This window comes from Methylomonas lenta, from assembly GCF_001644015.1.
GTDB classification, from domain to species: domain Bacteria; phylum Pseudomonadota; class Gammaproteobacteria; order Methylococcales; family Methylomonadaceae; genus Methylomonas; species Methylomonas lenta.
This window is the reverse complement of sequence record NZ_LUUI01000159.1, coordinates 1-15,146: the sequence shown is the minus strand read 5'-3', so window position 1 is coordinate 15,146 and position 15,146 is coordinate 1. Positions and strand designations below refer to the sequence as shown.

Genomic DNA, 15,146 nt, shown 5'->3' with positions numbered 1-15,146 from the left:
TTGGTGCGGGTGTTGTTGCATCAATCATCGAATAATTAAGTTACATTTGAAGTAGAGTTTTCTGAAATAGGTCAGTAGTTCAATTGGTAGAGCAGCGGTCTCCAAAACCGCAAGTTGGGGGTTCGAGTCCCTCCTGGCCTGCCATTTCTGAAAACAATTCAAAATATTTACAAGAATAATAAATGAATGCACAAGCAGAGCAGGCTACGTCAGTAGCTGATATTGTAAAACTGGTAATTTGCCCGTTTTTAATCATTGTTGGCGTAATTGCGTTCTATCATTTCGCTGACATCCTATTTATTTATAGAGTTTTGGGCTTGGTTGCCATTGTAGCTTTGTCTGTAGGTATCTGTTTCACTACAGCAAAGGGCCAATCCCTATGGCAGTTCATGCTCGAATCCAAACATGAAATGAAACGAGTGGTTTGGCCTACTCGTGATGAAACAGTTCGCACCACTTTGTTAGTGTTTGCCATGGTGTTCATAGTTGGTTTAATTCTTTGGTTGTTAGATATGTTTCTGTTCTGGGCTGTTCAGCTTTTAATGAATCAGGGGATTCAATAATGTCGCTTAGATGGTATGTTGTGCATGCATATTCTAATTATGAAAATAAAGTCAAGCAGGCGATGGAAGAGCGCATAAAGCGCGACGGCTTAGAAAACTATTTCGGTAAAATCCTTGTTCCGACTGAAGAAGTTGTCGAGATGAAGATGGGGCAGCAAAGGAAAAGTGAACGAAAGTTTTTTCCTGGTTACGTGCTTGTACAAATGGAATTGAATGATGAGACCTGGCATTTAGTTAGAAATGTGCCAAGGGTGCTTGGATTTATTGGTGGAGCATCAGATAAACCAACTCCAATTTCAGATAAAGAAGCAATGGCTATTCTAAGTCGGGTTGAAGAAGGCGTAAACAAGCCAAGGCCAAAAGTCTTGTTTGAGGCGGGTGAGGTGGTTAGGATTATCGATGGCCCATTTAAAGATTTCAACGGTAATATCGAAGAAGTTAATTACGAAAAAAGTCGTTTGCGGGTATCTGTTCTGATATTTGGTCGTTCTACACCGGTTGAGCTTGGTTTTGTTCAGGTAGAAAAAGCCTAAATCTTTAAGTAAGAATTTTACGAATCCTTGCCATTTTGTTATGGCAGGGATTTTTGTTTGTTGGGGAGCTTAAACGCGTTTGCACCCGTCTAGGAGTAAAAAATGGCAAAAAAAATTGATTCGTATATCAAGTTGCAAGTAAAAGCCGGTGAGGCAAATCCAAGTCCTCCAGTTGGTCCTGCGTTAGGTCAACGTGGTGTAAACATCATGGAATTCTGTAAAGCATTTAATGCACGCACACAGGAAGTTGAAAAAGGCTTGCCATTACCTGTTGTGATCACAGTTTATAGTGATAAAAGCTTTACCTTCATCACTAAAACACCACCTGCTTCAATTTTGCTAAAAAAAGCTGTTGGTATTAAAAGTGGCAGCAGCAAACCTAACTCAAACAAAGTGGGTACGGTAACGCGTGCGCAATTAGAAGAAATAGCAAAAACTAAAATGGAAGATTTGAATGCTGCTGATATGGATGCAGCCATCCGAATTATTGCGGGAAGTGCCCGCAGTATGGGTCTGAACGTGGAGGGCATGTAATGGCTAAGCTCAGCAAAAAAGCAAAAGCAATTAAAACAAAAGTATCCAGCGCAAAACAATACACGGTAACGGAAGCTGTGAGTTTGCTGAAAGAATTTGCCAATAGCAAGTTCGACGAGTCATTAGATGTAAGTGTAAATTTGGGTGTTGATCCAAGAAAATCAGATCAAAATGTACGTGGTGCATCAGTGTTACCTAACGGAACAGGTAAAACTGTGCGAGTAGCAGTATTTACACAAGGTCCAAATGCGGATGCTGCCAAAGAAGCAGGTGCAGATATTGTTGGTATGGATGATCTGGCTGAGCAGGTTAAGCGTGGCGAGATGAATTTTGATGTGGTTATTGCGTCGCCCGATGCAATGCGCGTTGTAGGTCAATTAGGTCAGATTTTAGGTCCAAGAGGCTTGATGCCAAACCCTAAAGTCGGCACTGTTACCCCTGACGTAGTGACCGCTGTGAAAAATGCCAAATCCGGTCAGGTTAGATATCGTACTGATAAATCAGGCATTATTCACTGCTCAATTGGTAAGGTTTCTTTTGATGAAAACTCTATTAAGCAAAATCTAGAGTTTTTGGTAGCGGATTTGAAAAAAGCCAAGCCTACTGCAGCAAAAGGTATTTATTTAAAGAAAATATCGCTGTCTTCTACCATGGGCCCAGGTCTATGGATTGATCAAAGCAGTCTAGAAATCTAAAAACGAAAAAGACTTTGGGTTGCCGAATCTCGGCAGCCGTCAAAGACCGTAGGAGCTTAAGGCTTAATATTCCTACGCAGACGGGAAACTGGATCCGATTTGGGGAAAGAAACCGTAAGGGGCATCGTAAGATGCGTTTCATAGATCCTGGTATTTATCAGGGAACTACCGGAGGTAGATGTGGCACTCAATTTAGATAGCAAAAAAGTTGTCGTAGAGGAAGTTGCTGAATTCGCCGCTAAAGCCCATTCTGCAGTTGCAGCAGAATATCGGGGTTTGACAGTTACTGAATTGACAGAGCTGCGTAAAACCGCGAGAGAAACGGGTGTATATTTGCGAGTGGTAAAAAATACTCTGGCAAAGCGTGCGGTCGTTGGGACTGAGTTCGAATGTATGCAGGAAGGACTAGTTGGTCCCCTCATTCTTGCGTTTTCAATGGAAGATCCGGGCTGTGCTGCTCGCTTAGTCAGTGAATTTTCCAAAACGCATAAAAGTCTAATTACTAAATTAGTCGCAATTGGTGGGCAAGTATTTGATGGCTCTGAACTTGAACGGTTGGCTAAATTGCCGACTCGTGATCAGGGTATCAGCATACTGATGTCTGTCATGAAAGCACCGGTTGAAAAACTGGCTCGTACTCTGGCTGCAATCAGAGATGAGAAAGAAGCGGCATAATTTCGAATCAACTAGTTATTACGAAAAAATTTAGAGGAATACATAATGGCAATTTCACAACAAGATATTCTAGACGCAGTAGCAAACATGACTGTTATGGAAATCGTTGATCTGATTTCAGCGATGGAAGAAAAATTTGGCGTTTCTGCTGCAGCAGCAGTTGCTGCAGGACCTGTAGCAGCAGCAGCTGTTGTAGAAGAGCAAACCGAATTTGATGTTATCTTAACCGGTTATGGCGAAAATAAAGTCGCTGTAATTAAAGCGGTTCGCGGTATGACAGGATTGGGCTTGAAAGAAGCAAAAGATGCAGTAGAAGGTGCGCCAACTACTCTGAAAGAAGGTGTGAACAAAGCTGATGCTGACGCAGCTAAAGCTGAGTTGGAAGCGGCAGGTGCAACCTGCGAAATCAAATAAGCATCTTTGATTGCTTATCAGGCGTAAGCCTATCAAACCGGGCTGGCGGCATTTTGTCGTCGGCCTTTTACTGCTTGTAAAGCAAGCAGTAGTAAATAATCTCTGATGACGAAGGTATAGAAGCAATATGGCCTATTCTTTTACCGAAAAAAAGCGTATCCGTAATAATTTTGGCAAAGGTACTGAAGTACTTGAAGTGCCTTATCTTTTAGCAACACAAATTGATTCGTATGCAAGTTTTTTGCAAGCAGGTATGCAACCTGAAAAAAGACGAAATCTAGGTTTACATGCTGCATTTTCCAGCGTATTCCCAGTAGTAAGTCACTCGGGATATGCAGTGCTGGAGTATGTAAAATATCGCTTGGGGGAACCTGCTTTCGATGTAAGAGAGTGCCAACAACGTGGTGCAACTTATTCGGCCCCACTCAGGGTTTTAGTGCGATTGGTCATATACGATAAAGACGCACCTGGAAGCACAAAAGTTGTTAAAGATATCCGTGAACAGGAAGTTTACATGGGTGAACTGCCGTTGATGACAGATAACGGTACCTTTGTGATTAATGGAACAGAGCGAGTCATTGTTTCACAATTACACAGATCCCCTGGTGTGTTTTTCGATCACGATAAAGGCAAGACCCATTCGTCAGGGAAACTATTATTCAATGCACGCGTAATCCCTTATCGTGGATCATGGTTGGATTTCGAGTTTGACCATAAAGATGCGGTTTATGTTCGCATAGATAGACGTCGGAAGATTCCAGCAACAATATTGCTGCGTGCTTTAAGCTATGACAATGAAGAAATGATTAACATTTTCTTCGAAACCAACAAATTCTCGTTGAATGCCGACAAAGTCATGTTCCACCTTATCCCTGATAGGTTGCGTGGCGAAATGGCGGTTTTCGACATCAAACATGACGGCGCCGTAATCGTTGAAGAAGGACGGCGTATTACTGCAAAACATGTTCGCTTATTGGAAAAATCAGGTGTTTCAGAAATTGAAGTGCCAAAAGATTATCTTTTTGGCAAGATTCTTGGCCATAACATTATCGACAAAAGCACAGGCGAATTGATTGCCAATGTTAACGATGAATTGACAGATGCTTTGCTTGAAAAGTTGATTGAAGCGGGTGTTAGCGAAATTAACACTCTGTATGTCAATGATTTGGATCGTGGTCCATACATTTCCAATTCCATGACGCTTGACACCACTACCAATCGTATGGAGGCGTTGGTGGAGATTTATCGCATGATGCGACCTGGTGAACCGCCAACCGTCGATTCTGCTGAAAACCTGTTTGCCAATCTGTTTTTTACAGAAGACCGCTACGATTTGTCAGCCGTCGGAAGGATGAAGTTTAATCGTAGACTGGGAAGAGAAGAAACGGAAGGTACGGGTACGCTGAGTAAAGAAGACATCATTGATGTTCTGAAAGAATTGATTAAGATCAGAAACGGCAATGGAGTGGTTGACGATATCGATCATTTAGGTAACAGACGAGTGCGATCTGTTGGCGAAATGATAGAAAATCAGTTCCGGATTGGATTGGTACGCGTCGAACGTGCAGTAAGAGAACGTTTGACGCTAGCGGATTCAGAAGGACTTATGCCGCAAGAAATTATCAACGCAAAGCCGGTTTCGGCTGCAGTGAAAGAATTCTTTGGCTCAAGCCAACTTTCGCAGTTTATGGATCAAAACAATCCATTATCCCAAGTTACGCATAAGCGTCGTGTATCGGCTTTGGGTCCTGGTGGTTTGGCTCGTGAACGAGCAGGTTTTGAAGTACGTGACGTACACACCACTCACTATGGTCGTGTTTGTCCAATTGAGACACCAGAGGGTCCAAACATTGGTTTGATCAACTCATTGTCGGTCTATGCACGTACCAATGATTATGGGTTTTTGGAAACACCCTATCGTAGGGTGATTAGTGGTCAGGTTACCGATCAAGTTGATTACATTTCCGCGATTGAAGAAGGCGAGTACGTTATTGCTCAATCCAGCGTGGCCATGGATGAAAACGGTAAATTGATCGAAGGATTAGTTTCTTGTCGCTACAAAGATGAATTTACCTTGGCGAATTCGGATACCGTGCAATATATGGATGTATCCTCAAAACAGATTGTATCTGTTGCGGCATCCATCATTCCGTTCTTAGAGCATGACGATGCTAACCGCGCCTTAATGGGGTCGAACATGCAGCGGCAAGCTGTACCTACTTTGCGGGCAGAGAAGCCCTTAGTGGGAACAGGTATGGAGCGCGTGGTTGCGAAGGACTCAGGCGTTACCGTGGTGGCAACGCGTGGTGGTCGAGTTGAAGCGGTTGACGCAGGTCGTATCGTAGTCAGGGCAAATGATGATGAAACCATAGCGGGTGTTCCTGGTGTGGATATCTATAACCTGATTAAGTACACGCGGTCTAATCAAAATACATGTATTAATCAGAAGCCCTTGGTCAAGTTAGGCGATATCGTTACGAAAGGCGATATTCTGGCCGATGGACCTTCTACTGATTTGGGTGAATTGGCATTAGGTCAGAATATGCTGATCGCTTTCATGCCTTGGAATGGTTATAACTTCGAAGATTCTATTTTAGTCTCTGAGCGCGTCGTTAAAGAAGACAGGTTTACAACCATTCACATTGAAGAAAAAACCTGTGTTGCGCGTGAAACCAAACATAGTCCTGAAGAAATCACCGCAGACATCCCTAATGTCAGTGAAGAAGCCTTATCAAAATTAGATGAGTCAGGCATCGTTTATGTTGGTGCTGAAGTCAAGGGCGGCGATATTCTGGTGGGCAAAGTTACGCCGAAAGGCGAGACGCAATTAACGCCTGAAGAAAAGTTACTACGTGCCATCTTTGGAGAAAAAGCCGCTGACGTTAAAGATACTTCGTTGCGCGTACCAAATAACGTCCGTGGTACGGTCATCGATGTCCAGGTATTTACACGGGATGGCGTCAAAAAAGATCAGCGTGCTTTGGAAATCGAAGAAGCCGAAATCAAGCGTTACCGCAAGGATTTGGACGACCAGCTAAAAATTGTCGAGCACGACATTTTGGCTAGGGTGAAAAGTTTATTGACGGGTAAAGTTGCCGAACAGGGTCCGAATGGACTGAAAAAAGGCGAAGAAATTACAGAAGTCTATTTAAAGGGATTAACGCATTCTGAATTGTTGAAGATTAGAACTAAAGACGAAGAAGCCAATAGACAATTGGAGTCTGTAACAGAACAAATCGAACAGCAACGTAAAGAATTCGAAGAACGTTTTGAGGTGAAGAAGAAGAAAATCACCATGGGTGATGATTTGGCACCTGGTGTGTTAAAAATGGTTAAAGTTTATTTAGCTGTTAAAAAACGCATTCAACCTGGCGATAAAATGGCTGGACGTCATGGTAACAAAGGTGTTATCTCAATGATCGTTCCCATTGAAGACATGCCTTACACTGCTGATGGTAATCCTGTCGACATTTTATTGAACCCACTTGGGGTTCCTTCTCGGATGAATGTCGGTCAGGTATTGGAAACTCACTTGGGTTGGGCGGCCAAAGGTCTTGGTATCAAAATTGGCAAAATGCTGGAAATGCAGGCCAAAATTCAAGAAATAAGAGGTTTTCTGGAGAAAATATACAATTGTAGTGGGCGGAAAGAAGACCTGGTCTCCTTCTCGGACAAAGAAATTCTAGAGCTGGCAGCTAATCTTGTTAGCGGTGTGCCAATGGCGACACCTGTTTTCGATGGTGCCTCGGAAGATGATATCCGGGAAATGTTACGTCTGGCTGACTTGCCTGAGCATGGTCAAACTGTTTTGTATGATGGATTAACAGGTGAACCGTTCGAGCGTGAAGTTACTGTAGGTTACATGTATATGCTGAAATTGAACCATTTGGTTGATGACAAAATGCATGCGCGATCTACAGGTCCTTACAGTCTGGTCACACAGCAACCTTTGGGTGGTAAAGCTCAGTTTGGTGGGCAACGTTTCGGTGAGATGGAAGTTTGGGCGCTGGAAGCTTATGGTGCTGCATATACCTTGCAGGAAATGCTGACAGTTAAATCAGACGATGTCACCGGTAGAACTCGAATGTATAAAAATATCGTAGATGGTAATCACACAATGGAAGCCGGTATGCCGGAATCCTTTAACGTATTGATAAAAGAAATACGTTCGTTAGCAGTTAATATCGAACTAGGGCAGGATTAAAACCTGCATGATTCGAAACTGCTGGATTCTATGCAATAACGGCTCACATTTAAAGAGGGTAAGCTCTTGAAAGATTTAATGAATTTCTTAAAGCGTCAAGGTCGTACAGATGATTTTGACACTATCCGCATTGGTTTGGCTTCACCAGATATGATTCGTTCATGGTCGTTTGGAGAGGTCAAAAAACCAGAGACCATAAATTACAGAACTTTCAAGCCAGAAAGAGATGGTTTGTTTTGTGCCAAAATATTTGGTCCAATCAGTGATTACGAATGCTTATGCGGTAAGTATAAGCGCTTGAAACATCGCGGCGTAATCTGTGAAAAATGTGGCGTTGAAGTTACGCTGTCTAAAGTTCGACGGGAGCGCATGGGTCATATTGAATTGGCCAGCCCTGTGGCACACATTTGGTTTTTAAAATCATTGCCTTCACGTATTGCATTATTGTTGGATATGACGCTCCGCTCAATTGAGCGGGTGTTATATTTCGAATCATTTGTAGTGACTGATCCCGGCATGTCTCCGCTGGAAAAAGGTCAGTCGTTGACTGATGAAGAATATTTGAATGCGGTCGAAGAGCATGGCGATGATTTTGTGGCCAAAATGGGCGCAGAGGCCATATATGATTTATTAAAATCGATTGATTTAAAAGAAGAAATCAATGTGCTGCGTGAAGAAATCAATTCCACCAGTTCAGATACAAAAATAAAGAAATTTTCCAAGCGATTGAAGGTGATAGATTCACTGTTAGCGTCTAATAATCGTCCTGAATGGATGATTATGCACGTGCTGCCAGTGCTGCCGCCTGAGTTGCGCCCGCTTGTACCGCTGGATGGTGGACGATTTGCTACTTCAGATTTGAATGATCTATATCGTCGTGTCATCAATAGAAACAATCGTTTGACGCGTTTGCTTGATTTGAACGCGCCTGACATTATTGTTCGCAATGAAAAGCGTATGCTGCAAGAATCTGTAGATGCGTTGCTTGATAATGGGCGTCGTGGTCGTGCAATTACTGGTAGTAATAGACGTCCTTTGAAGTCATTAGCAGACATGATCAAAGGAAAACAAGGTCGTTTCCGTCAAAACTTGCTAGGTAAACGAGTAGATTATTCCGGGCGTTCGGTAATCGTTGTTGGGCCTACCCTAAGGTTGCATCAATGTGGTTTGCCTAAAAAAATGGCCTTGGAATTATTCAAGCCATTTATTTTCAGTAAATTACAGTTGCGCGGGTTGGCGACAACAATAAAAGCTGCCAAAAAAATGGTAGAGCGTGAAGGTGTCGAGGTTTGGGATATTCTTGAAGAAGTCATCCGCGAACACCCGGTGTTGTTAAATCGTGCGCCAACGTTGCATAGATTGGGTATACAAGCATTTGAGCCTACTTTAATTGAAGGTAAGGCAATTCAATTGCATCCATTGGTTTGCAGCGCATTCAATGCTGACTTTGACGGTGACCAGATGGCAGTGCATATTCCGCTGTCTATCGAGGCTCAGTTAGAAGCGCGAACCTTGATGATGGCTACAAACAATATCTTATCGCCTGCAAATGGGGAGCCGGTAATCAACCCGTCTCAAGACGTGGTATTAGGTTTGTATTACATTAGCCGAGAAAAAATCAATGCTAGAGGTGAGGGTAGTATTTTTACCGATTTGCCTGAAATGATGAAAGCGTTGGATAGTAAATCGGTAGAACTGCAAAGCAAAATTGAAATTCGAGTTACTGAAAAACTGAAAAACAGTGATGGCGTCGTCGAGACCATTGTAAGCAGAAAGAAAACAACTGTTGGTCGTGCAATAATTTGGGAAATTGTCCCAGATGGCATGCCGTATGAATTGGTCAATGTCGATATGACCAAGAAAAATATTTCACGCTTAATCAATTATAGTTATCGCTATTTAGGCATCAAAGAAACAGTGGTTTTAGCTGATAAAATCATGTATTTAGGCTTTAGGTATGCTACCCGGTCTGGCGTTTCATTTGGTATCGAAGATATGGAAATCCCTGCTAAAAAAGCCGACATTATTCGTGCTGCTGAAGCAGAAGTGAAAGAAATCCAGAATCAATATTCATCCGGTTTGGTAACGGATGGGGAACGTTACAATAAAGTTGTCGATATTTGGTCGCGGGCCAATGACCTTGTTGCCAAGGTGATGATGGAAGGTTTGGGCGAGGATTTGGTGCTTGATGAAAATGGAGACGTTCTTAAAGATGAAAATGGTAAGTCGATAGCACAAAAATCATTTAACTCCATCTTTATGATGGCAGAATCGGGTGCTAGGGGTTCTGCTGCACAGATCCGCCAATTAGCGGGTATGCGCGGGTTGATGGCCAAACCGGATGGTTCAATTATCGAGACACCGATTACTGCGAACTTCAGGGAAGGTCTTGACGTATTGCAGTACTTTATTTCTACACATGGTGCTCGGAAAGGTTTGGCTGATACTGCGCTTAAAACAGCCAACTCTGGTTACCTGACTCGTCGCTTGGTCGATGTTGCGCAAGATTTGGTTATTTCATCAACAGATTGTGGCACTCAAAATGGTTTGGTCATGATGCCAATCATTGAAGGCGGCGACGTAGTTGAGCCATTGGTAGAGCGGGTCTTGGGTCGAGTAGCGGCAGTTGATGTCACCGATCCGGCTGGGGATACCGTATTAATACCAGCTGGGACTATGATCGATGAAAATTTGATTTCTGTGCTGGAAGAAAATGGCATCGATAAAATGGTTGTGCGTTCAGTAATTACTTGTGAATCGCGCCAAGGTGTTTGTGCTAACTGTTATGGTCGTGATTTGGGTCGTGGTCATTTAGTCAATATTGGTGAAGCTGTAGGGGTGGTAGCTGCTCAATCTATCGGTGAGCCAGGTACACAGTTGACTATGCGTACTTTCCATATCGGTGGTGCTGCGTCAAGATCTGCCGCTGTCAGTAGCGTGCAGGTTAAGTCAGCTGGTACGGTTAAGCTGAATAACCTTAAAACCGTCAAAAATCGTGAAAATAACTTGGTAGCGGTCTCTAGATCGGGCGAAGTTGGCGTTATGGATGATTATGGTCGTGAACGTGAACGCTATAAAATCCCTTACGGTGCGGTTCTTTCAACAGAGGATGGTGGGCCGGTTAAAGCGGGCGACATCATTGTCAATTGGGATCCACATACTCATCCGGTTGTTACTGAGGTGGGCGGGTTTATCCAATTACAGGATTTTCATGATGGTATGACTGTCCAGGAACAGTCTGATGAGGTGACAGGTTTAACCTCTCGCGTAGTTACCGATCCAAAGCAAAGAAGTGCTGCGGGTAAAGAATTGCGACCAATGGTTCGATTGGTCGATGAGCAAGGTGGCTTGATCAATCTGCCGGGCACCGATATCCCAGCTCAATACTTCTTGCCTGCAGGCGCTATTGTTGGGGTAAGGGATGGGGCTGAAGTGCGGGTAGGTGATATTTTGGCGAGAATTCCACAAGAATCAAGTAAAACCCGTGATATCACAGGTGGTTTACCTCGAGTCGCAGATTTGTTTGAGGCGCGTAAAACCAAAGATCCGGCTATTCTTGCGGAAGCTACTGGTATGATTGCCTTTGGTAAAGAAACCAAAGGTAAGCAGCGTGTAATCATTACAGATTCTGAGGGTGAGCAATATGAAACCTTGATTCCAAAGTGGCGTCATATTACGGTTTTTGAAGGTGAATTTGTCGAGAAGGGTGAAACGATTGCTGAGGGTGAATTAACTCCGCATGATATTTTGCGTCTCCGAGGCATCGAAGAATTGGCTGATTATTTAGTCAAAGAAATTCAAGATGTTTATCGCTTGCAAGGTGTGAAAATCAACGACAAGCACATTGAGGCGATTATTCGTCAAATGTTACGTAAGGTTGAAATTACAGCTGCTGGTGAAACCGACTTCGTTAAGGGTGAACAGGTTGAGCGTAGCTTGATGAATGCCGTCAACGAGCAGGCAGAGAAAGAGGGTAAAATTCCCGCTAGTTACGAATCTCTGTTGCTGGGTATCACTAAAGCTTCTTTAGCGACTGAATCCTTTATTTCTGCTGCTTCTTTCCAGGAAACAACACGCGTGTTGACCGATGCAGCTGTTAGAGGTATTAGCGATGGTCTGAATGGTTTGAAAGAAAATGTAATCGTCGGTAGATTAATACCGGCGGGAACTGGTCTGGCCTATCATGAGCAGCGCCGCAAACGTAGATCGGCTGAGGCTTTAGCGGATAATGTATCTGCTATTAGTCCTGTTGAAGCAGTTGATGTTGAAGAAGCGTTGAAACAGGCTTTAAATATTGAATAATTAATGCTGAAACAACTTGACCGTGTGAGTTTAAGAGGGTATTATGCTCTGCTCACATGAGTCAAGATGTTTTGGTCTGGCAGCCGTGGACTTCTTTTAGTTTGTTTACGGGGTTTTGTTTGTTACAAATTGCAAATCGGAGTAGTTAAAAATGGCCACGATCAATCAGTTGGTCCGTAAGCCTCGTGCTAAAAGAATTGAAAAAACCAATGTCCCAGCCTTAGAGGCATGTCCTCAGAGAAGGGGTGTTTGTACTCGTGTCTATACAACGACGCCAAAAAAACCAAACTCTGCTTTGCGTAAAGTAGCAAGGGTTAGGTTGACCAATGGTGCTGAAGTTAGTAGTTACATTGGTGGTGAAGGGCATAATTTACAAGAACATTCTGTTGTGTTGATTCGCGGTGGTCGTGTAAAAGATTTGCCAGGTGTGCGTTACCACGTTGTGCGTGGAAGTTTAGATACTTCCGGCGTCAAAGATAGAAAGTGCGGTCGCTCCAAGTATGGCGCGAAAAGACCTAAAAAATAAGGGCTGATATCAAATGTCAAGAAGAAGAGTTGCTGCAAAGAGAGTAATCAATCCCGATCCACGTTTCGGTAGTGATATGCTGTCTAAGTTCATGAACATGATCATGCAAGATGGTAAAAAGTCTGTTGCTGAAGGCATAGTTTATGGTGCCTTGGATGTAATCGAGAGCAAAGGACACGCTGAAGCATTGGAGTTGGTTGCTAAAGCATTAGAAAACGTTCAGCCTCGCGTTGAGGTTAAGTCTCGTCGTGTGGGTGGGGCTACATACCAGGTTCCTGTCGAAGTGCGACCAGCAAGACGCGTTGCTTTATCTATGCGCTGGCTGATTGATGCCGCTAGAAAACGAAATGAAAGAACAATGGCCGCTAAACTAGCCGGTGAATTGCTCGATGCTTCGGAAGGTCGCGGTACAGCTGCCAAGAAGCGTGAAGATACTCATAAAATGGCTGAAGCTAATAAAGCATTTGCTCATTATCGCTGGTAAGGTTTAGTAAATCGGGTTGTTGTTATGGCACGTAAAACGCCAATAGATTTGTATCGTAATATTGGCATTATGGCCCACATAGATGCGGGCAAGACAACAACAACCGAGCGCATTTTGTTTTATACCGGTGTGTCTCACAAGATGGGTGAGGTGCATGATGGCGCCGCCACGATGGATTGGATGGAGCAAGAGCAGGAGAGGGGTATCACGATCACCTCTGCTGCGACAACCTGTTTCTGGTCTGGGATGGATGGAGGTTATGCTCGGCATCGTATCAATATTATTGATACTCCGGGGCATGTTGATTTCACAATTGAAGTTGAGAGATCTCTCAGAGTTTTAGATGGCGCTTGTGCAGTGTTTTGTGCTGTAGGCGGTGTGGAGCCACAATCTGAAGCAGTATGGCGACAAGCAGATAAATACAAGGTTCCGCGTTTAGCATTTATCAACAAGATGGACAGAACAGGCGCAAATTTTCTGCGTGTTGTTGAGCAAATGAAAGCAAGGTTAGGCGCTTCAGTTGTTGTAATGCAATTGCCAGTCGGGGCAGAAGAGAATTTTGTTGGTGTTGTAGACTTGGTTCGCATGAAATTTATTCAATGGGATCAGGATGATCTGGGTGTGAGTCATCGAGAGTCTGATATTCCTGCTGATATGATGGGCGTCGCCTCTAAATATCGCGAGCAACTCGTTGAAGTGGCTGCCGATAGCTCGGAAGAATTAACAGAAAAATATCTTAATGAAGGTGTTTTATCTGATGACGAGATCAAATTCGGTATAAGAGAGCAGGTATTAAAAAGCTCTCTGGTACCTGTTTTTTGTGGCTCTGCCTTTAAAAATAAGGGTGTACAGTGTTTGCTTGATGGTGTGCTCGACTATCTACCGTCTCCTGTTGATAAGCCATCAATAAAAGGTTTCGTTGATGGTAAGGAAACTGAAGTTGAGCGGACAGCAGATGATGAGCAGCCTTTTTCAGCGCTTGCATTTAAAATTGCTTCTGATCCATTTGTAGGGATTCTGACATTTATAAGAGTATATTCCGGTGTGCTTAAGTCAGGCGATGCAATTTTAAATGCAATTAAAGGTAAAAGAGAGCGGGTAGGTCGCATAGTTCAAATGCACGCTAATAGCCGTGAAGAAGTAAGTGAAGTGCGTGCGGGCGATATTGCAGCTGTTATAGGCATGAAAGAAGTTGTAACCGGGGATACGTTTTGTAGTATGGATGCTCCGATCTTGCTTGAGAAAATGATATTTCCAGAGCCAGTCATAGCGGTAGCGGTGGAGCCAAAGAGCAAGGCTGACCAAGATAAAATGGGAAGTGCTCTAGCTCGGCTAGCGCAAGAAGACCCATCTTTTAGAGTTAGCACTGATGCGGAATCCGGTCAGACGATAATATCAGGCATGGGAGAGCTTCATCTCGAGATTCTGGTTGATAGAATGAAAAGGGAATTTAATGTAGTTGCTAATGTCGGTGCTCCGCAAGTTGCCTATCGCGAAACTATTCGGAAAGCAGTCGAGTGTGAAGGTAAATTTATAAGGCAAACAGGTGGGCGAGGCCAATATGGGCACGTCTGTTTGCGATTAGAGCCAAGGGAGTTGGGTTCTGGTTATTTGTTTGTAAATGATGTGATTGGTGGTGTAATTCCAAAAGAATTCATTCCAGCTGCAGATAAAGGCATACAAGAACAGATGGAAAATGGCATAATAGCTGGCTACCCGGTTGTAGATGTTAAAGTCAGCTTGATCGATGGGTCATATCACGATGTTGATTCTAATGAAATGGCTTTCAAGATTGCAGGTTCGATTGCTTTTAGGGATGGCGCCGAAACTGCAAGGCCAGTGTTGCTGGAGCCCATAATGAAAGTTGAAGTGGTTACGCCAGAAGACTATATGGGTGAAGTTGTTGGAGATATCAATCGTCGTAGAGGTATTATCCACGGCATGGATGATGTACCAGCGGGAAAGACAATCGAGTGTGAAGTGCCGCTGGCTGAAATGTTCGGTTATGCAACCGATTTAAGATCGGCAACTCAGGGAAGGGCGACATACAGTATGCAATTTGAAAAATATAGCGAAGCACCTGCAAATATTGCAGATGCTATCATTAAAAAAGTATCTTAAATCTTTAAATATCAGGTGTTGACTCATGGCTAAAGAAAAATTTGAAAGAAAAAAACCGCACGTAAACGTAGGCACAATTGGTCACGTTGACCATG

11 protein-coding genes and 1 tRNA gene are annotated in these 15,146 nt (G+C 43.4%); all 12 read left to right on the top strand.

The features are described 5' to 3' along the window. Positions 1–68: 68 nt before the first annotated feature. The 12 genes from A1359_RS19915 to fusA all read left to right on the top strand — a co-directional run bounded on the left by A1359_RS19915 (position 69) and on the right by fusA (position 15,051). A tRNA-Trp gene (locus tag A1359_RS19915) sits at positions 69–144 on the top strand. Between the two features lie 38 nt (positions 145–182). Further along, positions 183–563, top strand: a complete 381-nt coding sequence (secE, locus tag A1359_RS19910) for a preprotein translocase subunit SecE (RefSeq protein WP_066987639.1) — start codon at positions 183–185, stop codon at positions 561–563. Next, positions 563–1,096 carry a transcription termination/antitermination protein NusG gene (nusG, locus tag A1359_RS19905; protein ID WP_066987637.1) on the top strand — a complete coding sequence of 178 codons (534 nt, stop codon included), beginning with the start codon at positions 563–565 and terminating at the stop codon, positions 1,094–1,096. Before secE ends, nusG begins: the two co-directional genes overlap by 1 nt. A gap of 102 nt (positions 1,097–1,198) precedes the next feature. After that, a complete protein-coding gene (rplK, locus tag A1359_RS19900) occupies positions 1,199–1,630 on the top strand; it encodes a 50S ribosomal protein L11 (RefSeq protein WP_066987635.1) in 432 nt (143 codons plus the stop codon). After that, on the top strand, positions 1,630–2,325 hold the full coding sequence (gene rplA / locus A1359_RS19895; protein ID WP_066987633.1) for a 50S ribosomal protein L1: 696 nt from the start codon (positions 1,630–1,632) through the stop codon (positions 2,323–2,325). Before rplK ends, rplA begins: the two co-directional genes overlap by 1 nt. Before the next feature lie 180 nt (positions 2,326–2,505). Beyond that, positions 2,506–3,000: a 50S ribosomal protein L10 gene (rplJ, locus tag A1359_RS19890; RefSeq protein WP_066987631.1), complete on the top strand. Its 495-nt coding sequence runs from the start codon at positions 2,506–2,508 to the stop codon at positions 2,998–3,000. Between the two features lie 45 nt (positions 3,001–3,045). Next, complete coding sequence (gene rplL / locus A1359_RS19885) at positions 3,046–3,414, top strand: 50S ribosomal protein L7/L12 (RefSeq protein ID WP_066987630.1); 369 nt, start codon at positions 3,046–3,048, stop codon at positions 3,412–3,414. Positions 3,415–3,541: 127 nt separating this feature from the next. After that, positions 3,542–7,618 (top strand): DNA-directed RNA polymerase subunit beta, encoded by a 4,077-nt coding sequence (gene rpoB, locus A1359_RS19880; protein ID WP_066987628.1) that lies wholly within the window; start codon positions 3,542–3,544, stop codon positions 7,616–7,618. Between the two features lie 78 nt (positions 7,619–7,696). After that, a complete protein-coding gene (rpoC, locus tag A1359_RS19875) occupies positions 7,697–11,920 on the top strand; it encodes a DNA-directed RNA polymerase subunit beta' (protein ID WP_066987626.1) in 4,224 nt (1,407 codons plus the stop codon). A gap of 151 nt (positions 11,921–12,071) precedes the next feature. Beyond that, a complete protein-coding gene (gene rpsL / locus A1359_RS19870) occupies positions 12,072–12,446 on the top strand; it encodes a 30S ribosomal protein S12 (RefSeq protein WP_066987624.1) in 375 nt (124 codons plus the stop codon). A 13-nt stretch (positions 12,447–12,459) separates the two neighbouring features. Further along, a complete protein-coding gene (gene rpsG, locus A1359_RS19865; RefSeq protein ID WP_066987622.1) occupies positions 12,460–12,930 on the top strand; it encodes a 30S ribosomal protein S7 in 471 nt (156 codons plus the stop codon). Between the two features lie 24 nt (positions 12,931–12,954). After that, positions 12,955–15,051, top strand: a complete 2,097-nt coding sequence (gene fusA, locus A1359_RS19860) for an elongation factor G (RefSeq protein ID WP_066987619.1) — start codon at positions 12,955–12,957, stop codon at positions 15,049–15,051. The last annotated feature ends 95 nt before the right edge of the window (positions 15,052–15,146 follow it).